Source organism: Alloalcanivorax sp. C16-1, assembly GCF_046507805.1.
Lineage (GTDB): Bacteria > Pseudomonadota > Gammaproteobacteria > Pseudomonadales > Alcanivoracaceae > Alloalcanivorax.
The window spans coordinates 327,245-350,667 of record NZ_JBKFTK010000002.1 but is presented as its reverse complement, the minus strand read 5'-3'; the positions used below and the strand labels follow the sequence as shown (position 1 = coordinate 350,667).

Below are 23,423 nucleotides of genomic sequence, written 5' to 3'. Positions count from 1 at the left end.
TATTCTTGCCTCGCCGTCACAGTGGCGTCTCCACCCCACTCTGGAGGCCCCCATGACCGCCCTCGTCCTGCCCCGCCGTTCCGATTGGCCGTTCGTCGCCCTGGTATTGGCCTGTGGTGCCGGCGGCCTGGCCCTGGCCCACACGCCCCTGGCCGGGCGTTGGGGACTGGGCGCCCTGGCCCTGGCGTTGCTGGTCGGCCTGGTGGTGGCCCAGCCCCTGCCGGCGCCCTGGCGTCAACGCGCCCAACCCGCCCTGACCCTGTTCAAGGGGCCGGTGCTGAAAACCGCCATCGTACTGTACGGCCTGCGCATCCCACTGGACGCGGTGGCCCAATTGGGGCCGGCGGTGCTGGTGCTGGACGCCCTTCAGATCCTGGTCAGCCTGCTGCTGGCCGGCTGGTTGGGGCCACGGCTGTTCCGCATGCCGCGCAACGCCGCCCTATTGATCGGCGCCGGCAACGGCATCTGTGGGGCGGCGGCGGTGCTGGCCGCCGAACCGGTGCTGCGTGGCCGCGACCGGGACGGTGCCATGGCGGTGGCCGCGGTGGTGGTGTTCGGCACCCTCAACATGCTGCTGCTGCCGGTGCTGTTCCGCCATTGGCCGGCGTTGTTCGGCGATCCGGCGGACTTCGCGCTGCTCACCGGCGCCACCGTCCAGGAGGTGGCCCAGGTGCTGGTGGCCGCCCAGGCCATGTCGCCGGCCCTGGTGGACACCGCCCTGCTGGTCAAGATGGCGCGGGTGATGATGCTGGCGCCGGCGCTGATGCTGCTGGCCCTGGCGGTGCGCGGCGACACCCGGGAAGGCGCCGGCGCGGCCTGCCCCGGACTGCCTGTGCCGCCCTTCGCGCTCTGGTTCGTGCTGGCGATGGCCGTCAACGGCCTGGACCTGATCCCCGGCGCCCTGCGCCCTGCCCTGGCCAGCGTGGACGATGGCCTGCTGACCCTGGCCATGGCCGGCCTGGGTCTGGGCACCCACCTGAGCCTGCTGCGTGAGGCCGGCTGGCGGCCATTGGCCCTGGGTGCGCTGCTGTGGGCGGCGATCCTGGCGGTGGCGGGCACGGCGCTGACCGCCGGCTGGGTAAGTTAGCGGCGCCGTTCAACCAGGTTGATCTCGACGCCCAGCTCCTTGAGCACCGCCAGCACCGTCTTCAGGGTGGGGTTGCCGCGCTCGCTCAATGAGCGATAGAGCTGCTCCCGGGAGAGACCGGTATCCCGGGCCAGCCCGGTCATGCCCCGGGCCCGCGCCACCACGCCCATGGCCCGTGCAATATAGCCGGCATCGTCGGTGGCCAGCGCGTCGTTGATAAAGGCGGCGGCGGCCACCGGATCCGCCAGTTGCTCAGCGGGATCGAACGGCAAAAAACGCTCAGTCATCTTCGCACCTCCAGTCGCGCAGAATGCGCTCCGCGCGGGCAATATCCCGTTGCTGCGACCCTTTGTGGCCAGCGCAAAGCAACAGAATCAGAGTGTTATCACTCCGGTAAAAGTAAACCCGGTACCCGGGCCCATGGTGCAGACGAAGCTCACGAAGTTCCGTCCCCACCCTTTTGGTGTCCACCGTCAGGCCTTCGCTCAGCCGGTGGATCGCCGATACCAACCGGCCCTTGGCCACCGGATCACGCAGACGCGCGAGCCAGCGATGGAAGTGCCGGGATTGCATTACTCTCATGCTGTCGTCCCTAAACTACATGAAGTTTATAAACCACACAAGCGGTAAGCACCGCCCTATCAGCCTGACCGGCTCCGGCGGCCGCCGGTATCGGACATCGACCAGCGCGGCTGTCAGCCATCGGCTAGGCGGTTTGTCGTATCCGGCGTTAGACTGCGGTTTTGAGTGGCGAGGAGCGGCGAGATGGGTTTATCGAGGAGCGGCTTGCCGGCGTGGGTGTGCGTTCTGTGGCTGTGCACCGGGGCGACCGGCGCGGCACAAAACGGCGCCCCTCCGTCGGCCGCCGGGGCGACGCCCTCCGCCGCTCAAGTCGATCCACCGGTCGAGGCGGTACGCCGCGAACAGCGGGCCTTGCGGGAACGGGCGGAGGCGCTGCGCCAACGGCAGTCCGCCAACGACGCCCTGATGGAACAGCAGGACGCGCAACTGCGGGCTCTCGAGCAGCGTCTCCAGCAGCTGCGGGAGACCCGCGACCCGACAAGGCCGGAGCGCTGACCGGCAGGCAAAAAAAACCGCCCGGGGGGCGGGCGGTATAAGGGGTAAGAATCAGCGTGTTCGGTTCTTACATCAGCGACAGTTGTTACATTGAGCGCAAATCTCAGAGTTTCACGGTCAGTTTGGCCACCTGCTCGCCCTGGTAACGGGCCAAGGCCAATTCCTTGTCGCTGGGTTGGCGGCTGCCATCGGGCCCCGCCAGGGTGCCGGCGCCGTACGGGGAAGCGCCGTGGGCTTCACTGATGTCCATCTGCGCCTGGTCCGGGTCGGCGTAGCCCAGGGGCACCAGCACGAAACCGTGGTGTGCCAGGGTCAGCCAGGTGGAGATAATGGTGGTTTCCTTGCCACCGCCGGTGCCGGTGGAGGTGAACACGCTCGCCACCTTGCCGGCCAGGGCACCGTTGGCCCACAGGCCGCCTGTCTGGTCCCAGAAGGTGCGCATCTGGCCGCTCATATTGCCGAAGCGGGTGGGCGTGCCAACGATCACCGCGTCGTAATCCTTGAGCTCACCGGGGCTGGCCTCCGGGGCTTTCTGATCGGTCTTGCCGCCGGCCGCCTTGAAGGCGTCCTCGGGCATGGTTTCCGGCACGCGCTTGATGGTCACTTCCACGCCATCCACGGCGCGGGCGCCCTCGGCCACGGCGTCCGCCAGTGACTCGATATGTCCGTACATGGAGTAATACAGCACCAGAATCCGTTTCATTGCGTTGTTCCTCTCCAGCGTCGATGCAGAGTCTGAAACTGTAACGATAACGACGGCGTGAAGGCAGAATGGTGAGCCGAACGGATTGATCGAATTCTTTTATAGATCGGGCCGTACCAGCCCCCGTTCCTGGTCGCCGAACAGGTGGCCCAGGGCCGCGTTCTGCAGCCGCCGGCCACGGCGCTGCTGCCAGCGGCGCAGGCCCGGGACGAACCGCAATGTCACATGGCCGACCAGGCGCGGCGCCAGGGAAACCAGCGGAAACCAGGGTTGCACGCCGTCCGGCAGGCCCAGCTGACGCATCTTTTCCCGGTCCAGAAAATAGCGGGTCACGCTCAGATGGCGCCGATAGGCCCAGCGCCGGCGCAACGTCGCGAAGTGACGGAAATGCTGGGACAGGGGCTCCAGGGACAGGGCCCGGCCCAGTTCCTGGCTGGTGTGGTCCGGGCGGCTCTGGGTCATCATGGCGTGGTGCAGCAACACCATGCCGTCGCGCTCCCGGTCCACCAGCCAGCGCTCATCCACGCCCATCAGCCAGCCGGCGTATTTCCACAGGTGCATCACCGCCCGGGATTCCCGGGCGGTGACCGGAATGCCCATCTTGCGCAGCCCGCCCAGCATCACCACGCAAAAACCGAGATAGGTGGCGGCCATGTCCACCTGGTTGAGCGGCAGGCCCCAGCGGGCATGGTCCCATTCCGCCCGGCGATCCAGGTTACGACGCACCAGACCATGCACCATGCGCACATGGAGGGTGCCCCGGTAGCCCTCGCCGCCGGGCAGCAAACCGCCCTCCTCGGTGCAATCGATCCACCATTTTCCGGTTTCCGCCACGCGTCGGGAGGTGCCCTGGCTGAGCGCGCCGGTGAGCACCAGGGACTGATTGAAACCGGACAGCAGGTAGCCGCCCATCAGCGCCAGGTCACGCAGCACATAGGGCGCCGTCCGGCCGGTGGCCTGAATAAAGCGGGCGCCCTCGTCCACCAGTGCCGGATCCAGCCAGGCCGGCGCCGCCAGCTGGTCCATGAACGCCTTCAGCGGCGCCGGGCAGTCCGGCACCGCGTCCGCCCCTTGGCGCACCGCCGTCTCGAACAGCGGCCGGGCCCGGGCGGGGCCGTACTGGTACATCCAGTCGATCAGGGCATCCATGGCCGGATCGCCGGCCCAAAGATCGTCCAGGGCCGCCTGATATTCATCGCGGCTGGGCGCCAGCTCGCGGCCCAGCAAACGGCGCAGCCAGGCCGGCGTGGGGGTGGCGGTCTTCTCAAACGGCCTGGCCCGGCTGGGGGCGGCGGGAGCCGGTGCATTCATGGTGCTCTCCTGAAGCGGGCGTGTCGGGGGCGCTTGCCCATGGGCGAACGTTAATGCGAATATCCATTCGCATTCAATTCGCGTTTCGAGGGCCCATGCGCAAACAACCGCAACAGAAGCGTTCCCGGGAAATGGTCAAGGCGCTGGTGGAGGCCACCGGCCTGTGCATTCAGCGCCACGGCCTGGACGACACCACCACCGCGCGCATCGCCGAACAGGCCGGCGTCAGCGTGGGGTCGCTGTACCAGTATTTCGGTGACAAGGACGCCCTGATCGCGGCCCTGCTGGACCGCCTCGCCGAGGACATCGCCGGCGGCCTGCGGCGGCTGCCGCTGATGGCGGTCAGCGACCTGGGCGAGATGGTGCACCGCTCGATCGTGTTTGGTTTCTCGGTGCTGCGCTCCCGGGACGGGCTCTACCTGGAGCTGGTGCGCAACTGGCACCGGCTGCCCACCAACCGGGTGGTGGACCTGCTGCAGCAGCACTTCATGGAGCTGTCGCGGCTGTATTTTCTGCGCCACTACCGGGATTATCCCATCGAGAACCTGGAGGTGCGTGTGTTCATCGTCACCAACAGCGTGCTGTTCACCATGGTGCGTCACGTCAGCCAGGGCGATGTGATCGGCGAGCAGGCGCTGGCCCGGGAACTGACCCGGATGGTGGCCGGCTATCTGGCGCAACCGCCGGCCCCGGAGGTGCCGACGCCATGAGCCCGGATCTGGCCATCACCTATTGCCGCATGATCGCCCAGACCCTGGACGCGGACGCCGCCGACCAGGCCGCCCTGTTGCAAGGCACCGGCATCGACGCGGCCACCCTGGAAAAGGGCGAGGGTTTCATCGACTGGCCCGGCGCCCGCCGCCTGATCGCCAATGCTCTGGATCTGTCGCCGCGCCCGGGCCTGGGCCTGCGCACCGGCCTGCGGGCGCTGCCCGCCATGCACGGCGCCATGGGCATGGCGGCCATGGTCAGCGCCACCCTGCGCGATGCCATGGTGCTGTTCGCCCGCTTCAATAACACCCGCACACGGGTGTTCAGCACCCATCTGGAAGAAGACGAAGAGACCATCACCCTGGGGTTGGATTTCGCCTGGCCCCAGGACCAGGCGGTGCGTTTTCTCACCGAGTCGGCGCTGGCCTCCGCCTTTGCCTGCCATGTGGTGCTGCGTGGCCGCCCCATCGACGACGGCGCGGTGCATTTCAACTATCCGGCACCGGCCCACGCGGACCTCTACCGGGAGGCCTTCGCCGGCATCCAGGTGGTGTTCGATGCCCCCCGGGTAGCGTTGACGCTGCCCGCCCATTACGGCGACGAGCCGGTACCCAGCCACGACCGGGAGCTGCTGTGGATGGCGGTGCGCCAGTGCGAGGCCCGCCAGGAAGCGCTGCGCCGGCACGGCTCGCTCAGTGACCAGGTACTGGCGCGGCTGCGCGACGAGCCGGAACCGGACCTGGCGGCGGTGGCCCAGGCCCTGCACGTCAGCCCGCGCACCTTGATCCGCCGGCTCAAGGCCGAGGGCACCGCCTTCCAGGCTCTGCGCGACCGCACCCGGGCGCAACGGGCCGCCGAACTGCTGGCCCTGCCCCATTACACGGTGGCGGCGGTGGCCCGGGAGCTGGGCTACACCGACGTGGCCAGCTTCCGGCGTGCGTTCCGCCGCTGGTACGGCACCCGCCCCGGCGACTTTCGCCGCCCCTGAACCGCCGCTGTCACTTTTTATCCCCCTGTTGGCAATTCCCGCGTCTGCCCGTCGCCCCGGTTCTGGTAAACACTGTGTCCACGCAACGAGGCGGAGACCCGTGATGCATAGCGACGCCCATCAGAATCAGGAAAAAGAGAACCGGGAAAAACAAGAGCTGGCGCGGCTGCGACTGTCTCCCACCCTGGCCTGGCCCACGGTGGCGATCCTGATCGGCAGCGTGGGCACCATCGCCGCCAGCTGGGTACTGACCATGAACCACCTGTGGCCCCTATGGGTGGGCATGGTGGTCAACGGCGTGGCCGGCTATGCCCTGTTCACCCCGGCCCACGAGGCGATTCACCGCAGCGCCGCGCGCAGCCCGAAAATGAACGACTGGCTACTGGCGGCGGCCACCTTCGTGGCGGTGCCGTTCGGCCGGGGCCGGCTGTTCCGGCTGCTGCACATGCGCCACCACCGCTTCGCCAACGAGGAGAACGACCCGGACCACTGGATGGCCCGCAGCCTGTGGACCTGGCCCTTGTGGGGCCTGTGGCCGTACTTCTACGTGGTCTATTTTCTGCGCGACCCGGGCCGGCTGCCGGGCCTGAAGGTGTCCGAGGTGGTGCGGGAAATGCTGGTGGCCGGCGCCATCATCGCCGCCCTCTGGGTGTGGGCCCCGTTCTACATGCTCACGCTGTGGCTGATACCCACCTATCTGGCGTTCTTTCTTATGTGCCTGGTGTTCATGGTGCTGCCCCACTATCCGCACACCGGCCGTCAGGACCAGAACCCCCACCACACCGCCCTGATGCGCATGGGCCGGGAAGCCTGGCTGACGCCGTTGCTGATGTACCAGAACTACCATCTGATGCATCACCTTTACCCGACCATTCCGTTCTACCGTTACGGCAAGGCCTGGAAAGCCCGCGAGGCCTTTCACCGGACGCACTCCGGCGACATGATCGTCGGGCCCTTCGACCTGGGCCCGCGTACCCGACCGCGGGGATGACTGGTACAGTGGTGGGATTCCATTGCAAGGGACCGACCATGGCCAACCAAACCGACACCCCGCAGCAGCTGGCGGTGTTGATCGACGCCGACAACGCGGCGCCGGCGATTGTCGAGGGGCTGTTCGAGGAAATCGCCAAGTACGGCACCGCCACCGTGAAACGCATCTACGGCGACTGGACCAAGCCCAATCTGGGCGGCTGGAAGCAGGTGCTGCTGGATTACTCGATCCAGCCGGTGCAGCAGTTCGCCTACACCACCGGCAAGAACGCCACCGACAGCTCGCTGATCATCGACGCCATGGATCTGCTGTATACCCGGGCGCTGGATGGCTTCTGCCTGGTCAGCAGCGACAGTGACTTCACCCGGCTGGCGGCACGGCTGCGGGAAGGCGGACAGATCGTCTACGGCTTCGGCGAGCGTAAAACGCCGAAGCCCCTGGTGGCCGCCTGCGACAAGTTCATCTACACGGAAATTCTGCGCGCCGACCACGACGGCACCGGGGCCGCCGGTACCGACGGCAAGCCCGCGGGCAAGGAACAGGCCGCCGCCGCCGGCAATCAGGAAAAACCGCCACTGAAACTGATCACCCGGGTGATCGACGACATCGCCGACGAGGAAGACTGGGTGCACCTGGGAGCGCTCGGACAGAACATCAACAAGCGCAACCCGGCCTTCGACACCCGCCTCTATGGTTTCAAGAAGCTCAGCGATCTGCTGCGCGCCTACCCGAAACAGTTCGAGGTGGCGCCGGTGGGCGGTGGCAACAACGCCCTGCGGGTAAGAAACGTGCGCAAGGGCGGCGGCAAGGCCGGCTAGCACGGGACGCCGGGGCGCCGGCATCCCGCGCCGCGACCGGCCGTCAGTCCTGCTGCGGACGGCGCATCTTACAGGTGGTGGGCATGGCCACTTCCTCGGCGGGAATCAGCGCCACCTTGGCGAAGTTGTAGTCGGTGCCCTCGGCGCCATAGGGCATGTCGTCCTTCATCACCGACAGCACCATGGGCTGCTGCACCTGATGGTCTTCCTTGCGCATGGTGTAGGTGCCGGTGTCCATGTCCACGGACAGCCCCTCCATGGCGAACGCGATCTTCACCGGGTCCACGCTGCCCACCTGGTCGGCGGCTTTCTTAAGCATTTCCATCATCGTGGTCAGACGCGGATAGAACAGGAAATAATCCCAGTCGGTCTGCGCGTACATGTCTTTCTGGCGCTGGCCGATTTCCGGATCCTCGGTGTCGCCGTAATAGGCATAAATCTGATAGATGTGGTCCACGCCGCGTTCGCCGACCTGGGTCACGGTGCCGGGGCTGCCGGCGTAATAGGTCAGGAACGGCGCGTCCACGCCGAAGTCCGCCAGGGTCTTGGCGAGCAGCACCATGTCCTGCCCCCAGTTGCCGCTGATAATGGCATCGGCGCCGGACGCCTTGATCTTGGTGGCGTAGGGGGTGAAGTCCTTGACCTTGGCCAGGGGGTGAAAGTCATTGCCCACGATTTCGATGTCCGGACGTTTTTCCTTCAGCATGTCCCGCGCCATTTGCGAGACGGAGTGGCCGAAGCTGTAATCCTGGTTGATCAGATACACCTTCTTGATGTCCTTCTGATTCTGAATCCAGTTGGTCAGGGCGTTCATCTTCATATCGGACCCGGCATCGAAGCGGAACTGCCAGAACGAACAGCGCTCATTGGTGAGCACCGGGTCCACCGCGCCGTGGTTGAGATACAGCATTTCCTCGCCGGGATTACGGCGGTTGTGCTTGTCGATGGCGGAGATCAGCGCCGAGCCCACCGACGAGCCGTTGCCCTGCACGATGTAGCGGATGCCGTCGTCCGCCGCCTTCTGCAGCTGCACCAGGCTTTCCTGGGGGCTGACCTTATTGTCCAGCCCGACGATGCGGAACGGGTGGCCGTCCATGCCGCCTTCGGCATTGAGACGCTCCGCCTCGAACTTCATGTGCGCCACCAGCGGCAGCCCGACCCCGGCCATGGGGCCGGTCAGGGGATCGATAATGGCGATGGTGACCGGGTCCTTGTCGGCGGGAGCCGCCTGGGCCAGGCCGACGGATAATAACGAACAGACAATAGCGCTAAGCGTGGTTTTCCACAGGCTTCTTTCCATGGTTTTCTCCCGAGTTGTTATAGTAATCGTTGAAACCACATACCCGGCAGTATGTGCACAGGAGAAACACGCTGTCCAGCGATGGCGCAGGGCAAGGCGAAGGCGGCCGGAGCCGCCCTGCCTAACGAACCAGCCAGAGACTCAGGGCGGGAATATAGGTGATCGCCAGCAACGCCACGATCAGCACCAGCATGAAGGGAATGGTGGCGGCGAACAGTTCGGTGATGGATTTGCGGAACCGGTAGCTGGCGATGAACAGGTTCATGCCCACCGGCGGGGTGATGTAGCCGATCTGCATGTTGGCCACGAAGATGATGCCCAGGTGCACCGGGTCGATGCCGTAGCGCAGCGCCACCGGCAGGATCAGCGGCACCATGATCACCAGGGCGGCGAAGATATCCAGCAGCGCGCCCAGCACCAGCAGCAGAATATTAAGCAAAATCAGAAAGGCGATTTTGCTGTGCACGTGCGCCTGGATGAACTGGAACAACCGCTCGGGCACCTCGGCGTACACCAGGTAATCGGCGAACGCCTGGGCCACCGCCAGGATCAGCAGAATGCCGCCCACCATGACCATCGCCTCGCGGGTGATGCCGGGCAGCCGGCGCAGCGGGATTTCCCGGTACAGCCACACTTCCACGATCAATACGTAGAGCGCGGTGACCGCCGCCGCCTCGCTGACCACCAGAACGCCGGAGAATACCCCGCCCAGCACCACCAGCGGCAGCGGCAGCTCCCAGCGGGCATCCCACAGGGCGGCGCGCAGTTCCGCGCCGCTGAACGGCTGGCGCGGCACCGCGGTGGCGGCGTTGGCATCGCCGGCACGGGTGGCCCACAGGCAATACAGATACAGCAGCACCACCATCAGCACGGCCGGCCCCACCCCGGCCAGATACAGATCAACGATCTCCACCGGCGGCATGGCCAGCTGCTGGGACAGTTGCTGGGCGATGATGCCGTAGATCAGCAGCGGCACCGACGGCACCAGCAGCAGCCCCAGGCTGCCGGACGAGGTCACCAGCCCCAGGCTGAAACGCTGCGGGTAACCGGCTTTCACCAGCGCCGGCAACAGCAGCGCCCCGAGTGCCACGATGGTGACGCCGGAGCCGCCGGTGAGGGCGGTGAAGAAAGCACAGGCCACCAGCGCCACGAACGCCATGCCACCGGGCATCCAACCAAAGGCGGCCTGGCTGAGCCGCATCAGCCGGTCGGCGGTGCGCGATTCGCTGAGCAGAAAGCCGGCGAAGGTGAACAGCGGCAGCGCCATCAGCACCACCGAGTCCGCCAGCTGATAGATGTCGATGTGCAGCACCGCCAGCGGCGAACCCAGGGCGTAGAAACCCAGGGCGGCGGCGCCCAGCAGCACCGCGAACAGCGGCGCGCCCAGCAGCGCCAGCAACACCAGCAACAAGGCGCCGATCAGGATCATGGCGTGGGCTCCCGCATGCGCGGCCGCCGGCCCACCAGTCCCAGACCGAACAGAATCAGATAACGCAGAGCGATCACGCCGAAGCCCAGCGGAATCACCGACTGCAGCAGCCAGCTGGGAATACCCGCGAAGGCGACGCCGCCGAACTGGCGCTCCTCGATGACGAAGCCCAGGCCGTACCAGGCGGTGAGCAGACAGATCCCGGCGGTGAACAGGTCCACCAGGCCGGTGATCCAGGGCAGCAGGCGCTCGGGCAGAAAATTGGCGGCCAGGTCGATGCGGATGTGCTCGTCCTTGCGTGACGCGATCATGGCGCCGAGCAGGCCGATCCACAGCACCGCGTTGCGCAGCAACGGGTCCGCCCACACCAGGCTGGTGCCGGCCAGGTTACGCAGCACGATCTGCGCCACCGCCAGCCCCACCATCATCAGCACGACAAGAACGATCAGGCCGTCCTCGAAGCGGTGGATCCAGCCCAGCAGACGGCGCATCAGGAACCGCTGTTCCGGTAGGCCTCAAGAAGAGCGTGCAGGCGATCAAGCATGCCCTGACTGAGCTGGCCGTCCTCCACCAATTGCCGGGTGGCCTTGTCGGCGTAGCGCTTCCACTCGGCGCGCTGTTCATCGCTGGGGCTGACCAGCTCCAGGCCCTGGTTCTGGATCGCCTGGAAGGCGTCCTTGTTCTGCTCGCGGCTTTGCGCGTCGATCTTGTCGAAGGCGCCTTCCAGCACCCGGCGCACCACCTTCTGGTCGGCCTCGGAAAGCCGGTCGAAGTGCCGCTTCTCGATGGCCAGCAGCCCATAGGTGTAGAGCAACGGCAGATCGGTGATGTACTTGACCCGGGAATACCACTGCAGCGTCAGGGCCGCCACCGGCGGCGCCGCGAAGGCGTCGATGGCACCGGTCTGCAGCGAGGTGAGCACGCCGCCGATGTTCAGCACGATGGGCGACAAATTCAGGGTGGCGGCGGCGTTGGCGGAGGCGCTGTCGCCGGAGGGCAGCCACAGCTTGCGGGCACGCAGATCGTCCAGGCTGCGCACCGGCTGGCCGGACATGATGTAGGCGAAACCGCCGTCCACCAGCCCGAAACTGACCCAGCCGTTGTCTTCGAGACCCTGCTTGATCAGCGGGTCCAACTTCTCGCGGGCGGCGTCCACTTCCGCGTAGTTATTGAAGGTGAGCGGCACATTGAGAATCTGGCTGTCCCGATAATAGCGGGCGAACGCGCCGCCCTGGGCCATCTGCCCGTGCAACTGGCCGACGCGGATCTTGCGCTGCACCGCCTGGTCGTCGCCCATCACGCCGCCGGGATAGATCTTCAGCGATACCCGCCCGTCGGTGTCCTGCTCGATGGTGTCGCCGGCCTGTTTGAGCGCCTTGACCACGGCGGTGCCGTCCGGATACAGGGTGGAGATCTTCAAGGTGGTGGCGAGGGCCAGCATCGGCATCAGGGCCAGCATGGCCACGGCGGTTCTCAGCATGGTTTTCTCCTGGTGCTCGGGAAGCACTAAAAATACTCGTCGGCGCTGTCCAGCAATCGGCGCGCCTCGCGCTTGGCGTAGGCATTCTGCAAGGTGAGGTCGGGCACGTCCACGTCGGCGTCCAGCACCCGCCGCAGCTGCTCGTCGTGCAGATCACGGTCGAACACCAGCCGCGCGTAGTGCTGGGCGTAGAGCACCCGGGCCAGCAGGTTGTCACCGTTGGACAACGTGATGGCGCGCTGGAAGGCGTCGCGGGCGGCATCCGGCTGGCCCCCCAGGCTGGCCGGCAGCAGACTGTTGAGCACGCCCAGGTACATGTAGGCCTGGCCATACTGGTAGCCCTCGTCGAGCGCCACCACCCGCTCCATCAGCAGCCGCACCCGGGACAGCTCGGCCACCGCGTTCCAGTCGTCGGAATGAGTCTGGATGTAACCGGCCCAGGCGCTGCCCAGGGTGAACAGCACCGGCACATCGCCGTTATCGGCTTCCGCCAGCAGGCTTTCGAAGGCGGGCACGTCCATCTCGCGGGCCCGGCAGTAATCGTCCCGATGCACGCAGGCGGCACGCAGGGCGTAGTCCAGCGCCCGGGCATTGAGGCGCGCGGCGCGGGCCTCGTCGTCCACGAACAGACCGGCATAGGCACCGTACAGATCGGCGCCGGTGCGCAGCAGGGATTGCCGTTCCGGCCAGTTGACGATCAGGCCGTCGATCATCAGCAGGTAGCTGGGCAGGCCGGCCTCCACGGTGTCCAGGTCGCCGTTCTGACGCACGCCCTGCCCCAGGCTGTCACCGACCCGGGCCAGGCCGCAGCCCTGCAGAATCAGCATCAGGCCGGCCATGACCACCAGGGCCCTTGTTCGTTGCTTCAAACGTCTCTCCATCCGTTCAGCCGCGTTTTTTTCGGCCGCGCCTTTTTTTAGCCGCGATAGTAGCGCATGCGCCGGTACAAACCGACCAGCGCGCCGATCGCCGCGCCGCTCAACAGGCCGGTGAGGTGGGCGGTGTTGGCGACGATGCCGGACAATCCCACATAGCAGATCACCAGCCAGACCAGCATCAATAGCACAATCTCCCGGCGCAACTGATACCCCGCCGCCGGATTGACCTTGCCATACAGCCATAGATAGCCGAGCAGCCCGTAGACCACGCCGGACAGCCCGCCGAAACGCGGGCCGGTGTCCAGGTACTGGGCGAAATTGGACACCGCGGCCACCACCAGGGTGAGCCACAGCAATTGGAAACTGGACTGGAAACGCTCGATCAGGCGCCCCAGGTCGCACCACCACAGCAGGTTGAAAATGATGTGCAGCGCGGAGAAGTGCAACAGCATCGGGGTAAGCAGCCGCCACGGCTGGCTCATCAATGTCTGCGGCTGGTTCGGGAACATCAGCGCCTCATAGAGCACCGGACCGATGACATAGGGGGACAGGAAGATCAGCGCGCAGGCGATCAGCCCGGTGCGCGTCACCGGCCCCAGGCTGGCGAACCAGCCGCCACCGGTAAACACCTTCTCGCGGGGCAGGCCGGTGACCGGCTCACTGGCCCGCCAGGCGTCGTCCTGCCAGCGGCGGCCGGCCGGGTCGGCCAGAAAGTCCCGCGCCAGCTCACGGGCCTCCTCGAGGCGCGCCGGGTCGGTCAAAAACAGCGTGTACTCGCCCTGCCCCTCTTCCAGGCGGGTGTGGATGCCGCGCCGGGCCAGCACATCGGCCAGACGTTTCGCCACGGCGGCGTTGTTGATACGTACCAGTTCAAGCATGCGTGTCCTCGTCGCGCCTCATCCCCGATCGCGGGCCAGGGTCTCCACCCGCTCCCAGAAACAGGGCCATTGCCCGCCGCAGCTTAGCAGTATTTTCTGGAAGGTCCCCACCAGACCGTAATAATCATGGACCCCGTTGAGCCGGGCATTGTTCAGATCGCCCTGGAAAAAGCCGGCGTAGGCGTCCAGGCCGGGCACCTGCTCCGCGCGGGCGCGGAAATCCCACCGCAGCGCCTCGATGCGCGCCGCCTTCGCCGCCGCCATGGCCGCCGGGTCCAGGTCGCTGGCGTACAGGCCGGCCAGCTCGTCGCGGGCCTCACCCACCAGCTCCAGGAAGGCGTCCCGGGCCCGATCCCGCTGGCGCCACCAGGCCAGATCCACGTTCAGGTCGTGGTGGGCCAGGTAACGCAGGGTGCCTTCCCGGGCCACCATGGTGGCCAGGGATTCGTTGAAGCGGGTGTCGTCGCGAATGTACAGCCGCCGGTGCACCAGTTCGTGCAGCACCAGCTCCACCAGCGACGGCCCGGAGCGGTCGATCATGGGCGTGGTCAGCGGGTCCTCGAACCAGCCCAGGGTGGAATAGGCGATGGCGCCGCCCACGTCCGTGTCCCAGCCCGCCTCGGCCAGCTTGCGGGCCTCGGCGCGGGCCGCCGCCTCCCGGAAATAGCCGCGGTAACTCAGGCACCCCAGCAGCGGATAGCACCAGGTCTTCGGCGTCAGCGAGAAACGGGGCGCCGCCTGCACGTTCCAGACCACCGCATCGCGCTCCAGCGGCACATAGGTGCGGTAGACGTCCTCCGCCGGCAGCGCCAGTTCCCGATCCGCGAAGTCCAGCACATCGCCGGCCAGCAGCAGCTGCCGGCGCACCGGCGCCGGCGTGGCCGGATCGGCCACCACCCGGGCCACCGGCTGGCGCTGGTGCATCAGGCTGAAATGGCCCTTGATGGCCTGGCCGTAATAGCCCACCTGGCAGCCGGACAAAAGCAGCCACAGGCTACAAGCCGCAAGCTTCAAGCCCGTTCCGGGCCCACGGCGCGGTTGCAGCCCGTGGCTTGAAGCTTGGAGCTGATCAGGCACGGGACATGAATTTCCGTTCCGCGGTGTTGATCTTTACCTTCTCGCCTTCCTGCAGGTACTCCGGCACCTGCACCACCAGGCCGGTTTCCAGGGTGGCGGGCTTGGTGCGGGCGCTGGCGGAGGCGGCCTTCATGGCCGGGGCGGTTTCGGTGATGGTCAGCACCACCGAGGCAGGCAGCTCCAGGCCGATCACCGCCTCGCCCACCCGCAGCGCCACCACGCCGTCGCCCTGCTCGGTGATGAACGGCAGTTCGTCGGCGATGTCCTCGCCCTTGAGCGGATACTGGGAGAAGTCCTCATCGTCCATGAACACGTAGTCGTCGCCGTCCACATAGGAAAAATGCACCGGCCGGCGCTGCAACGACACCGTGGTCACGTCCTCGTCGCCCTTGTAGCGCTCCTCGAACTTGGAACCGCCGCCCACCTGCTGGGCGCGCACCCGGTACAGGGTGGCGGCGCCCCGCGCGGAGGGCGACTGCACGTCGATCTGGCGGATCACGAACAGGCCGCCGTTGTGTTCGATCACATCGGATTTCTTCAATTCGCTGGCACGGGTCACGGACCATCCTCATGCGGGGAAAGGGTGGCCATATTACCGTAGGAGCGGGCGGCCGGTGTACCGCTTCAGGCGAGGGCGGCGGCGATCTGCTCGCGGGCGGCGCGGGCCCGCTCCCGGGCGGCGGCGGCGGGCACCGGGGTGCCGAAAGTGAGGTCGACCACCACCCGCTCCCGGCCCATCAGCCGCCACAGGTTGTGATGGAATTCGTCGTCACCGATGAACGCCAGCCCGGTATCCACCCGGCCCGCCTCGTCCCGATAGCGCACCGCCACGGTCTGCACGGTGGCGTGCTCGGCGGCCACGAACAGCGGCGGAAAAAAACGGCGCACGCCGGTGCCGTCGGTGGTGGTGCCCTCCGGAAACACCAGAATACTGCGGCCCCGCGCCAGATGGGCGCGGATTTCCTCGGCTTTCTGCCGCGACTCGCCACCGCCCCGATGGATGAACAGGGTGCCCACGGAGCGCGCCAGCCAGCCGATCACCGGCCACCCCGCCACCTCCGCCTTGGACAGAAAATGGCAGGGTCGGGCCGCCGCGATCACCGGAATGTCCAGCCACGACACATGGTTGGCCACCAGGAACACCGGGCCGCCGCGCAGCGCCCCGTGCACGCGCAGCTCCACGCCGAGAATGCTCAACAGCCGCAGGCACCAGCGCTGCTTGGCATGCAGAATCTCGGCCCGGTGCGGGTCGCGGGCGGCCCGCCGCCACAGCGCCTCGGCCACCCCGGCCAGCAGATGCACCACCACGCGCAGCGCCCGCCACAGGCGCCGTGCCAGCACCCGTGGCCCGGCCAGCGCCCCGGCGGGCGCGGACAGATCCGGTTCGGTCATACCATTGCCACCGCCTCGGCGGGCTGCAGAAAATGCTGCACGTAGCGCGCCGGCAGGCGGTCCACCTCCATCAGAATAAAATAGTCCAGACAGTTGAAGTCCGGATCCCAGCACGGCTCGCCGCACACCCGGGCGCCCATGCGCAGGTAGGCCTTGAGCAGCGGCGGCATCTTCACGCCCCGCTCGGCCAGCGCGTCGCCGGGCACCGGCTCCAGCCGGCAGCGCGGCGTTACTCGCAGCGCCGCCGGCGCCAGGTGCGCCTCGCGAATGCGCCGGTCGATGGCCGCCACGTTGTAGCCCTCGCCCAGGGCCACGCTGGCGCAGCCGATCAAATAGCGCACTTCATTTTCAAGCATATACCGGGCCAGACGGGCCCAGAGTACCGTGATCACCGCGCCGCCGCGATGTTCCGGGTGAATGCAGGTGCGGCCGATCTCGGCCACCCGGCCATCCAGACGCTCCACCAGCGGCATATGGAACTCGCCGGCGGAATAGAAGCCACCGGTGCGCGTCAATCGCTCGCCCGGCAGCACCCGGGTGTAGCCCACCAGCTCGCCGCTCTGGTTATCGCGCACCACCAGATGCAGGCAATGCCGGTCGAAGCGGTCCCGGTCGAGGCCGAACGGAGCATGGAAGCTGGCCCCGTACTCCTCGGAGAAAATCCGGTAGCGCAACCGTTGCGCCTTGAGAATCTCCCGCCGTGAGCGGGTGAAATAGGCGCTGAACCGGCTCCCGCCTTCCAGGTCCCGCTCCCGGGACCGGACCAGAAACGGCGGGCGCAGAGCTTTGATCCTTCCAGCGGCGTGCGCAAGCATAACGAGCTCCAGGCTGATTTTTCCGCCAGTCTGGAAGCCCTCCATTGCGGTCCCGTGACAACCCCGTGACCATCCGGCGACAAGCCATCGTGCAGGTCGGGCTTACAATCGCCCTGGCCATTTTCCTACAGATCGAATCCGACTCCTCCGATACAGCCCGACCGTGCCCCGGCTCATCCTGTGCTCCACGGCCTCGCCCAATATGGCAAGTGCCGGCCAGTAACCTTTAAGTTACAAAGGCAAGCAGGTATGATCGAACTGTATCGTTACCGGACCGCCGCGGGCCGCGTCCCGTCACCGCCTGGTTCAAGCGTCTTCGGGATCCTCGTGGTCGAGCCAGGCTGGAAATTCGCCTGCGCCGTCTGGCAGCCGGCTTGTTTGGCGACACCCGCGCCCTCGGCGGCGGTCTCCATGAACTGCGCGACCCGACCGGTCCTGGCTACCGTCTTTATTTCGGTCAGCACGGCACGAATCTGGTGATCCTGCTTTGCGCCGGCGACAAGAGCAGCCAGCGCAGCGACATCCGGCGGGCGCGCGTTTACTGGGAAGATTGGCAAAGGAGAAACCTATGAACCCTTCTGTCGCGGCGTCCGTCTCCCACACGGACGCGACCATCGCGGAACTGCGAGCCAGTCGCGCCTTCGCGCTGGAGTATCTTCAGGCGGCGTTGGAAGAACTGGACGATCCCAGCCATCGGGGTGCCGGCTTGCTCGCCCTGCGCGATATCGCCGAAGCCTATGGCGGAATGGCACAGATTGCTCGCGAATCCGGTATCGCTCGCGAGGCGCTATACAGGGCTCTGTCGCCGACGGGCAATCCCACACTAAAAACCTTGCTCGCGGTGCTACACGCCGTGGGAATGCGGCTTTCGGTGGTCGAGGCCACCTCTCGCGTGGACGCGGGTTAACGCAAGGAAGACTCATTATGCGCGATGAACAGCCGGCGGCGCCGCGTTATCCGCAGCCGGTGAAGATGCGGCCCGGCGAGACCCGTCACTGGTGCCGCTGCGGGCACAGCGACGCGGCGCCATTCTGCACCGACGGTCGCTGTCCGGCGGAGGACCGGCTGACCTACACCGCCGGCAAGGAAGAGATCGTGCTGTTCTGCGGCTGCGGCGCCACCAGCCGACCGCCGCACTGCGACGGCGCCCACGTGGGCCTGCGCAAGAAGAAAAAAGAACGGAACGGACGGGCCTGGTGGCGACGCTGGTGGCGCGGTCCCTGACCGGGTACGCCACCCGCCCGTTTATCGGAAGACGTCGTCCAGGGTGTCGACGTCCAGCAATCGCTCGACCCACAGCTCCAGCTGACCGGTATCCGCCGCGTCCAACCGGGCCTGGAGATCGTCGGACACCGGCCCGAAGCGTCTCGCCAACAGGCGCCCGAGCAGGCGCCGGGCTTCCACGGCGCGCCCTTGCTCCATGCCCTGCTCCAGGCCTTGCTCACGCCCTTGCGCCACACCCTGCAACACGCCCTCCCGGCGCTGCTGCTCCTTCCATTCCGCGAAGCGGTTGTCGATCATTTCGTACACCTCTTGCAGATCCCGAAACTCGGGGAAGACTTCGCCGGGAAACCAGCGTGGCAGCCGGCGCCGCAACCAGATCAGATAATCACGGCGCAAGGGCGCCTGTTCCGGGTCCGACAGCCACTTTACCAAACGCTCAAGCACGGTCGCCACTTCGCCCGACGAGCGGTGATGCTCAAGCCGGAACAGAGCGGCAACCAGATTATCCAATGGCGCCGGCGGATCCGATTGGTAAGCGCCCTCATCAATCAGCAGAAAGGACTGATCGGGCTGGAATGACTCCAGACCCGCCGGCGGCACGTGGATCAAGGGCCGCAGACGGGTGGGCGCGCGCCAGCGCCGCTCTCCGTTGTATAAAACGATGGGCAGTACCGGCGGCAATCGGCGTCCGGCGCCGAGTTCACCCTGGCGGATCAGATCCTGATGCAGTAACCCCGTGTACACCAGGATGCGCAGCGCCATGAAACGATCCACCGACGACTGAAACTCCAGCAGCAGATACACATACAACCAATCATCCCCCCACCGCACGCGCCAGACCGCGTCACCATGCCGGCCGCGCAAGTCCTCCGTGACATAGCTGCCGTTCAACTTTTGCAAAGACTCCAGGTTGAGCGAAGCCACCCACTCCGCCGGCAGGAATCCGATCAGCAGGTCCCGCACCATTCGGTCGTGGGCAAACAATAGCTTGTAACTGGTGTCGTGCTCATCCATAAGCAACGCTCCTGAACCGCCTGACAAGGTGGACCCAGTGTGCGTGGCGGGCGCCGAGACCACCGTCCTACCGAACGGACGGAATCTGTGGGAAAAGGCTGAAAAGCCCGTAAGACTTCGCGGAACGGCGCCGTAAGCAAGATTTTAATAAAAATGCATTCCGCCGGCGTTTGAAGCGACTTTTCGCAATTCCGGGCCGCTGTTATCTGTCCCCTTTTTACTTCTGACCGAATATTTTCCGTCCCCTTTCCTAAAATAAAAAGGGGACAGAAAATAACGGTAAAAGGAAGCCGCCCTGCTGTTTACTATCTGCGGAAAAACCGGTCGGTCATTTTCGGACACTGCCAATATTTTGGCCCAATGGTCTCTGTCCCCTTTTCACTAGTGCTCGCCCGCGCTCGGAAAAACAAGCGGTTAGCCCATCGAACCCTTGCGAAAACGTCGTTTTCCTCTTTTTGCGATTAATTCGGCTTTCGGCTGGCCGCAGGCTCTCCGATGCCACGCTCCCGATGGCCCCTCCTGATTACTAGAAAAAAAGGTCGAACAGAACCGTTATCAGCACAAAAACCGAGCCATAAAAATAATTGGAGATTGACACCCATGAGAGCCGTTTTTCTCAAAAAATCCAGCGTGCTGCTGCTGTCCGCGTCGCTGCTGGCCGCCTGCGGCGGCGGTGGCGGTGATTCACCGGCGGGCCGCGGCGGTGAGCCCGCGACGCGCGAACTGACGTTCGCCTACCCGGCCGACGGCCAGACCGAAATCGCCACGCCGGCGCCCGTGGTGCTGCGCTTCACCGACCGGGTCGACGCCAGCGCCGTGGAAAACGACGTCACCCTGACCCGGGTGGACACCGGCGACACCGTGGCTTTCACCGCCACCCCGGTGGGCACCGACGGCCGCACCCTGCTGCTGCAGCCCGGCCAGGACCTGGCCGCCCACACCGAATACCGGGTGGATCTGCAGACCCTGCAGCTCGATAACGGCGTGGACAACCTCACCTTCACCACGCGCGCCGCCCAACGCGGCCCGCGCAGCGAAACCATCACCAGCGAACAGTTCGCCCTGAACCGCCGTTACCCGGACGGCGGCACCCAGGAACCGGTGATGGATTTCTCCACCTTCCGCTATCAGTTCTCGCAGCCCATCGACCCGGCCACCGCCACCTACGGCGAAACCGGCAACGTGCGCATCGTGGACAGTGAGGGCGACCTGGTGGAAGCGCGCCTGCTGGTGGACGGTCCTTATATGACCGTGGACCCGGTGCCCGACTACCTGACCCCCGGCGAGGAATACCGCCTCTACCTGGAAGACGGCCTGGCCAGCACCTACGGCCTGCCGCTGGACGGCGAAAACATCCGCTTCACGCCCAAGGACTCCTCACCGGACGGGGAACCGGCGATCCTGGTGCAGAAAGTCACCGTGCCCGGCGACGCCGGCACCGGCGACGGCACCTCGCGCCTGACCGGCAAACCGATCAACCAGGTACCGGTGAACTCCACCCTGCTGGGCAACGACAGCGCCACCCAATCCGAGGGCAACGTGGCGGCGGAACTGGCCAGCTCCGTGGTCTACCCGTTCGTCACCCCGATCCGCGTGCCGCGCAACACCCTGCTCACCGGCTCCAACATCGATGTGATGATCGGCGGCGCGGTGCCCGCGGGCATCAGCTCCGGCAAAGTGAAGATGCACTTCCTGAGCGACGCCACCGGCTACCTCACCAGCAACCCCTACAGCACCCGGGACGACGCCCTGCGCCAGATCCGGCTGTTCATGGACGTGGCCATCGCCACCGAAAACCCGGAAGCCAACGGCGGCTTCACCCAAGACCTGCTGCACATCGAACTGGTGGGCATGGCCGAGGTGGACACCGACGCCGGCGTGCTCAACCTGGACGCGGTCTCCATGGTGGAACCGGACGTGCTGGGCCAGGAATTCGCCCACGGCCTGCTGAGCTTCCAGCTGCAATCCTACCCGGACCAGACCAACGCGCCCCCGGGCAGCGTCGACGACGCCGCGCCCACCCTGCAAAGCTGGACCTTCGGCGAGGACGGCGCCACCGGCCTGGACAAAACGGCCATGATCAAACCCACCGACCCGATCATCCTCAACTTCAGCGAGCCGCTGGAGCGGGACACGGTGACCGGCAAGGTACACCTCTATAAGAATGAAGGCGGCACCCAGACCGAAATGGACACCACCGTCACCGTGGACGGCGGCGCCATCGTCATCCGCCCGGCGCAACCGCTGGAGCACCCCACCGAAACCGGGCCCAGCCTGGAGTACCAGGTGTCCATCGATCCGGGCATCACGGATTTGAGTGGGGAGCCTTGGGTGGAGAGTTTTGATGAGACGTTTTCGTTAAAAACGTTTGCGGACCGCCGGGATTCCTACGCCAAGGGCTTTACCACGGCCATGCCCTGGCGGGTCGCCGAGGCGGACCAGGCAGTACCGAAGAAATCACCGTTTCTGCTGGCCGTCTACCCGGGCTTCCCTTGCGCCCTAAGTACCGATGAACAAAACCTGGCGAATGGAATCCAGGGCCGCTGTGAAGGTGGCATCCAGCCGGAATCCGTGGATCCGGACAACCTGACGAACCTGCCCGCTGATCAGGTCGATCAGGTACCGGAAAGCGACGATCTTCTGCCTGTCGCCCAAATGCCGGCCAACCGCCCTATCGTCGTCGTCTTCAGCAAGGATATGGACCCCGCCAGCGTTGAGCTCGGCCGCACCTTTCACGTTTACCAAATCGATGACCAGGACCAGATCGCCGCCGAGGTGGAGGGCTCTCTCACGCTGAGTGGCGATACGCTGCGTTTCATGCCCTCCAATCCGTGGCAGGAAGACACGCTTTACCGCTATGAACTCGCCTCAAACGGCGACATCAACATGCCCACGGAAGCACAAGCCGCCAACCCCACGGGCCCACTGTGTGATGTGGCCACGGCGATGTGTTCCGAGGAGGGCCTGCCGTTACAAACGCAGCTTTTATCGCAAGTGTCGATCCATGATAAAGGTGATAGCCCCAATCAACCTTTTGGCTTTCCTTACCGGCCCTACTATTGGGAAGAAGAATCCCCCTCGCTAACCGGCGGCGGCCCGGATCTGGTGCAGTATTTCCGCGGTGATGCGTCAAGCGATACGGTGCTTCAATTGCTTCGTCTGGCGGATTCGATTGATGCCAATGCAAACCTTTTTAATGACAGCTCACCTTATGTGAGAGGCCCCGCCCCCGTTTACACGAACAAAACAAACGGCAGTCAACAAGTCATCGGCGGAATATCCTGGAATTTTATTCGCTTCCCCGAATACACCGTGAACGAAACCGGCCACATCAACTGGCAACCCGACCCGTCGACGGCGGATCTGGTCGACCGGAACGGTGTGCCCATGGACCCGAACGGTGTTAAGCCGCCACCGAACAGCGCCAAAATTCTGAGCCGGGACATGGGAGACAAAAGCCTTGAGGAAGTCGCCGAAAGAGGTTTCTCTATCAACGGTGCAGCCGGACCGGGTGTGCAGATCGCTGATCCCGGCGCGTCATCGGGGTTGCTGGTCGGCTGTGGCTTTGACGACTATGAACCATACCCGGATCAGACCGGTTGTGACGTCGCGGGGGAACAGGAGTTTTTCCCCGGCTTCGAACAGCGCCGTACCTGTTACCGGGGAATACCGGCTGAATGTCCGCGCGAAAAATTCACCTACCTGAATGGGGCGCTTTTCGCCGAAGTGACGGACGAAACCGTCGGTGATGATCTGAAAGTGCTGATTCATCCCGGCCAGATTGTCACCACCTCGTTCCGTGCTTTCCTTAAGGGCCCGCTTAAGGGTGCTCGTGGGGAAAACGTAGCTGAAACCGGGTACCAGTTGATGCGTATGCGCTATGTGGACGGCGGGCCTATCGAAGCATTTATCGGCGCAGGTCCGAACGGCCCCGAGCTTAGCGCTTCCGTTCCTCTCTATCTGGACGCGCCCTATCTGGTCACCGATCTTACTGAAATCAAAAACGTAGTCGGCACCGCCCATCACAACCTCTACAGCTACCCGGTGGAAATGGCGCTGACAGGCCCCATTTCTTTCATGGACGACGGGCGTATGCTCGCCGAACAGTGGAGCACCAGCGATGTGGTGATTGAACAGCGGGTAAATGCTCCGGTCCTTTCCGTGGATCTGGTGGTGCCGGCAGGCGGCACCCACATTCGATACGTTTCTGAACCCATCAAGTAATCAGACAGCGGCCCCCAAATGATAAA

Annotated in this window: 24 protein-coding genes and 1 pseudogene; 10 read left to right on the top strand and 15 right to left on the bottom strand. The window is 65.5% G+C overall.

Going from position 1 to position 23,423, the window contains the following annotated elements; translation table 11 throughout:
• Positions 1-52: 52 nt before the first annotated feature.
• A complete protein-coding gene (locus ACLD0W_RS08845) occupies positions 53-1,087 on the top strand; it encodes a YeiH family protein (RefSeq protein ID WP_410307119.1) in 1,035 nt (344 codons plus the stop codon).
• Here ACLD0W_RS08845 and ACLD0W_RS08840 read toward each other — a convergent pair.
• Both ACLD0W_RS08840 and ACLD0W_RS08835 read right to left on the bottom strand, forming a co-directional pair.
• A complete protein-coding gene (locus tag ACLD0W_RS08840) occupies positions 1,084-1,374 on the bottom strand; it encodes an addiction module antidote protein (protein ID WP_410307118.1) in 291 nt (96 codons plus the stop codon). The genes ACLD0W_RS08845 and ACLD0W_RS08840 overlap by 4 nt on opposite strands.
• Complete coding sequence (locus tag ACLD0W_RS08835; RefSeq protein WP_410307117.1) at positions 1,367-1,669, bottom strand: type II toxin-antitoxin system RelE/ParE family toxin; 303 nt, start codon at positions 1,667-1,669, stop codon at positions 1,367-1,369. The genes ACLD0W_RS08840 and ACLD0W_RS08835 overlap by 8 nt, the downstream gene beginning before the upstream one ends.
• Before the next feature lie 351 nt (positions 1,670-2,020).
• Between ACLD0W_RS08835 and ACLD0W_RS08830 the strand changes: the two genes are divergently transcribed.
• Positions 2,021-2,164 carry a hypothetical protein gene (locus ACLD0W_RS08830; protein WP_410307116.1) on the top strand — a complete coding sequence of 48 codons (144 nt, stop codon included), beginning with the start codon at positions 2,021-2,023 and terminating at the stop codon, positions 2,162-2,164.
• A gap of 103 nt (positions 2,165-2,267) precedes the next feature.
• On the opposite strand, the gene wrbA is transcribed toward ACLD0W_RS08830, so the two are convergent.
• Together wrbA and ACLD0W_RS08820 are read right to left on the bottom strand one after the other, a co-directional pair.
• Positions 2,268-2,867, bottom strand: a complete 600-nt coding sequence (gene wrbA, locus ACLD0W_RS08825; protein ID WP_410307115.1) for an NAD(P)H:quinone oxidoreductase — start codon at positions 2,865-2,867, stop codon at positions 2,268-2,270.
• 99 nt (positions 2,868-2,966) lie between these two features.
• Positions 2,967-4,178: an oxygenase MpaB family protein gene (locus ACLD0W_RS08820; RefSeq protein ID WP_410307114.1), complete on the bottom strand. Its 1,212-nt coding sequence runs from the start codon at positions 4,176-4,178 to the stop codon at positions 2,967-2,969.
• Positions 4,179-4,273: 95 nt separating this feature from the next.
• Between ACLD0W_RS08820 and ACLD0W_RS08815 the strand changes: the two genes are divergently transcribed.
• The 4 genes from ACLD0W_RS08815 to ACLD0W_RS08800 all read left to right on the top strand — a co-directional run bounded on the left by ACLD0W_RS08815 (position 4,274) and on the right by ACLD0W_RS08800 (position 7,686).
• Positions 4,274-4,888 (top strand): TetR/AcrR family transcriptional regulator, encoded by a 615-nt coding sequence (locus ACLD0W_RS08815; protein WP_410307113.1) that lies wholly within the window; start codon positions 4,274-4,276, stop codon positions 4,886-4,888.
• Positions 4,885-5,877 carry an AraC family transcriptional regulator ligand-binding domain-containing protein gene (locus tag ACLD0W_RS08810; protein ID WP_410307112.1) on the top strand — a complete coding sequence of 331 codons (993 nt, stop codon included), beginning with the start codon at positions 4,885-4,887 and terminating at the stop codon, positions 5,875-5,877. The genes ACLD0W_RS08815 and ACLD0W_RS08810 overlap by 4 nt, the downstream gene beginning before the upstream one ends.
• Positions 5,878-5,980: 103 nt before the next feature.
• Positions 5,981-6,868, top strand: coding sequence for a fatty acid desaturase family protein (locus ACLD0W_RS08805; protein ID WP_410307111.1), 888 nt, complete (start codon positions 5,981-5,983; stop codon positions 6,866-6,868).
• Positions 6,869-6,906: 38 nt separating this feature from the next.
• Complete coding sequence (locus tag ACLD0W_RS08800; protein WP_410307110.1) at positions 6,907-7,686, top strand: NYN domain-containing protein; 780 nt, start codon at positions 6,907-6,909, stop codon at positions 7,684-7,686.
• Between the two features lie 43 nt (positions 7,687-7,729).
• On the opposite strand, the gene ACLD0W_RS08795 is transcribed toward ACLD0W_RS08800, so the two are convergent.
• From ACLD0W_RS08795 to ACLD0W_RS08750, 10 genes are all read right to left on the bottom strand, one after another.
• Positions 7,730-8,986, bottom strand: a complete 1,257-nt coding sequence (locus ACLD0W_RS08795; protein ID WP_410307109.1) for a branched-chain amino acid ABC transporter substrate-binding protein — start codon at positions 8,984-8,986, stop codon at positions 7,730-7,732.
• A gap of 121 nt (positions 8,987-9,107) precedes the next feature.
• Positions 9,108-10,415, bottom strand: coding sequence for a TRAP transporter large permease (locus ACLD0W_RS08790; protein ID WP_410307108.1), 1,308 nt, complete (start codon positions 10,413-10,415; stop codon positions 9,108-9,110).
• The gene (locus tag ACLD0W_RS08785) at positions 10,412-10,906 is read right to left on the bottom strand and encodes a TRAP transporter small permease (protein WP_410307107.1); all 495 of its coding nucleotides are present in this window, start codon (positions 10,904-10,906) and stop codon (positions 10,412-10,414) included. Before ACLD0W_RS08785 ends, ACLD0W_RS08790 begins: the two co-directional genes overlap by 4 nt.
• Positions 10,906-11,895: a TRAP transporter substrate-binding protein DctP gene (dctP, locus tag ACLD0W_RS08780; protein ID WP_410307106.1), complete on the bottom strand. Its 990-nt coding sequence runs from the start codon at positions 11,893-11,895 to the stop codon at positions 10,906-10,908. Before dctP ends, ACLD0W_RS08785 begins: the two co-directional genes overlap by 1 nt.
• A 26-nt stretch (positions 11,896-11,921) precedes the next feature.
• A complete protein-coding gene (locus tag ACLD0W_RS08775) occupies positions 11,922-12,764 on the bottom strand; it encodes a TRAP transporter TatT component family protein (protein ID WP_410307105.1) in 843 nt (280 codons plus the stop codon).
• 47 nt (positions 12,765-12,811) lie between these two features.
• On the bottom strand, positions 12,812-13,651 hold the full coding sequence (locus tag ACLD0W_RS08770; protein WP_410307104.1) for a rhomboid family intramembrane serine protease: 840 nt from the start codon (positions 13,649-13,651) through the stop codon (positions 12,812-12,814).
• 18 nt (positions 13,652-13,669) lie between these two features.
• A complete protein-coding gene (locus ACLD0W_RS08765) occupies positions 13,670-14,665 on the bottom strand; it encodes an aminopeptidase (RefSeq protein WP_410307103.1) in 996 nt (331 codons plus the stop codon).
• Positions 14,666-14,720: 55 nt separating this feature from the next.
• Positions 14,721-15,287 carry an elongation factor P-like protein YeiP gene (yeiP, locus tag ACLD0W_RS08760; RefSeq protein WP_204428478.1) on the bottom strand — a complete coding sequence of 189 codons (567 nt, stop codon included), beginning with the start codon at positions 15,285-15,287 and terminating at the stop codon, positions 14,721-14,723.
• A gap of 65 nt (positions 15,288-15,352) precedes the next feature.
• The gene (locus ACLD0W_RS08755) at positions 15,353-16,120 is read right to left on the bottom strand and encodes a lysophospholipid acyltransferase family protein (RefSeq protein ID WP_410307102.1); all 768 of its coding nucleotides are present in this window, start codon (positions 16,118-16,120) and stop codon (positions 15,353-15,355) included.
• The gene (locus ACLD0W_RS08750; protein WP_410307101.1) at positions 16,117-16,935 is read right to left on the bottom strand and encodes a GNAT family N-acetyltransferase; all 819 of its coding nucleotides are present in this window, start codon (positions 16,933-16,935) and stop codon (positions 16,117-16,119) included. The genes ACLD0W_RS08755 and ACLD0W_RS08750 overlap by 4 nt, the downstream gene beginning before the upstream one ends.
• 308 nt (positions 16,936-17,243) lie before the next feature.
• On the opposite strand from ACLD0W_RS08750, the pseudogene ACLD0W_RS08745 reads away from it, so the two are divergent.
• The 3 genes and pseudogenes from ACLD0W_RS08745 to ACLD0W_RS08735 all read left to right on the top strand — a co-directional run.
• Positions 17,244-17,507 (top strand): annotated as a pseudogene (locus ACLD0W_RS08745) (type II toxin-antitoxin system RelE/ParE family toxin); the annotation flags it as partial.
• The gene (locus ACLD0W_RS08740; protein WP_204428484.1) at positions 17,504-17,842 is read left to right on the top strand and encodes an addiction module antidote protein; all 339 of its coding nucleotides are present in this window, start codon (positions 17,504-17,506) and stop codon (positions 17,840-17,842) included. The pseudogene ACLD0W_RS08745 and the gene ACLD0W_RS08740, both read left to right, overlap by 4 nt.
• Before the next feature lie 17 nt (positions 17,843-17,859).
• Positions 17,860-18,159: a hypothetical protein gene (locus tag ACLD0W_RS08735; protein WP_410307100.1), complete on the top strand. Its 300-nt coding sequence runs from the start codon at positions 17,860-17,862 to the stop codon at positions 18,157-18,159.
• 21 nt (positions 18,160-18,180) lie between these two features.
• On the opposite strand, the gene ACLD0W_RS08730 is transcribed toward ACLD0W_RS08735, so the two are convergent.
• Positions 18,181-19,173 (bottom strand): Rpn family recombination-promoting nuclease/putative transposase, encoded by a 993-nt coding sequence (locus ACLD0W_RS08730; protein WP_410307099.1) that lies wholly within the window; start codon positions 19,171-19,173, stop codon positions 18,181-18,183.
• 600 nt (positions 19,174-19,773) lie between these two features.
• Here ACLD0W_RS08730 and ACLD0W_RS08725 point away from each other — a divergent pair.
• Positions 19,774-23,397 (top strand): Ig-like domain-containing protein, encoded by a 3,624-nt coding sequence (locus ACLD0W_RS08725; RefSeq protein ID WP_410307098.1) that lies wholly within the window; start codon positions 19,774-19,776, stop codon positions 23,395-23,397.
• The last annotated feature ends 26 nt before the right edge of the window (positions 23,398-23,423 follow it).

What these genes read in the sequence shown, in the direction of transcription:
- ACLD0W_RS08845 (WP_410307119.1), top strand. Translation starts at nt 53, where the DNA reads ATGACCGCCCTCGTCCTGCCCCGCCGTTCCGATTGGCCGTTCGTCGCC.
- ACLD0W_RS08730 (WP_410307099.1), bottom strand. Translation starts at nt 19,173, where the DNA reads ATGGATGAGCACGACACCAGTTACAAGCTATTGTTTGCCCACGACCGA.
- ACLD0W_RS08810 (WP_410307112.1), top strand. Translation starts at nt 4,885, where the DNA reads ATGAGCCCGGATCTGGCCATCACCTATTGCCGCATGATCGCCCAGACC.
- ACLD0W_RS08795 (WP_410307109.1), bottom strand. Translation starts at nt 8,986, where the DNA reads ATGGAAAGAAGCCTGTGGAAAACCACGCTTAGCGCTATTGTCTGTTCG.
- ACLD0W_RS08820 (WP_410307114.1), bottom strand. Translation starts at nt 4,178, where the DNA reads ATGAATGCACCGGCTCCCGCCGCCCCCAGCCGGGCCAGGCCGTTTGAG.
- ACLD0W_RS08740 (WP_204428484.1), top strand. Translation starts at nt 17,504, where the DNA reads ATGAACCCTTCTGTCGCGGCGTCCGTCTCCCACACGGACGCGACCATC.
- ACLD0W_RS08735 (WP_410307100.1), top strand. Translation starts at nt 17,860, where the DNA reads ATGCGCGATGAACAGCCGGCGGCGCCGCGTTATCCGCAGCCGGTGAAG.
- dctP (WP_410307106.1), bottom strand. Translation starts at nt 11,895, where the DNA reads ATGCTGAGAACCGCCGTGGCCATGCTGGCCCTGATGCCGATGCTGGCC.
- ACLD0W_RS08840 (WP_410307118.1), bottom strand. Translation starts at nt 1,374, where the DNA reads ATGACTGAGCGTTTTTTGCCGTTCGATCCCGCTGAGCAACTGGCGGAT.
- ACLD0W_RS08785 (WP_410307107.1), bottom strand. Translation starts at nt 10,906, where the DNA reads ATGCGCCGTCTGCTGGGCTGGATCCACCGCTTCGAGGACGGCCTGATC.
- ACLD0W_RS08805 (WP_410307111.1), top strand. Translation starts at nt 5,981, where the DNA reads ATGCATAGCGACGCCCATCAGAATCAGGAAAAAGAGAACCGGGAAAAA.
- ACLD0W_RS08835 (WP_410307117.1), bottom strand. Translation starts at nt 1,669, where the DNA reads ATGAGAGTAATGCAATCCCGGCACTTCCATCGCTGGCTCGCGCGTCTG.
- ACLD0W_RS08725 (WP_410307098.1), top strand. Translation starts at nt 19,774, where the DNA reads ATGAGAGCCGTTTTTCTCAAAAAATCCAGCGTGCTGCTGCTGTCCGCG.
- ACLD0W_RS08790 (WP_410307108.1), bottom strand. Translation starts at nt 10,415, where the DNA reads ATGATCCTGATCGGCGCCTTGTTGCTGGTGTTGCTGGCGCTGCTGGGC.
- ACLD0W_RS08755 (WP_410307102.1), bottom strand. Translation starts at nt 16,120, where the DNA reads ATGACCGAACCGGATCTGTCCGCGCCCGCCGGGGCGCTGGCCGGGCCA.
- ACLD0W_RS08800 (WP_410307110.1), top strand. Translation starts at nt 6,907, where the DNA reads ATGGCCAACCAAACCGACACCCCGCAGCAGCTGGCGGTGTTGATCGAC.
- ACLD0W_RS08770 (WP_410307104.1), bottom strand. Translation starts at nt 13,651, where the DNA reads ATGCTTGAACTGGTACGTATCAACAACGCCGCCGTGGCGAAACGTCTG.
- wrbA (WP_410307115.1), bottom strand. Translation starts at nt 2,867, where the DNA reads ATGAAACGGATTCTGGTGCTGTATTACTCCATGTACGGACATATCGAG.
- ACLD0W_RS08815 (WP_410307113.1), top strand. Translation starts at nt 4,274, where the DNA reads ATGCGCAAACAACCGCAACAGAAGCGTTCCCGGGAAATGGTCAAGGCG.
- ACLD0W_RS08750 (WP_410307101.1), bottom strand. Translation starts at nt 16,935, where the DNA reads ATGCTTGCGCACGCCGCTGGAAGGATCAAAGCTCTGCGCCCGCCGTTT.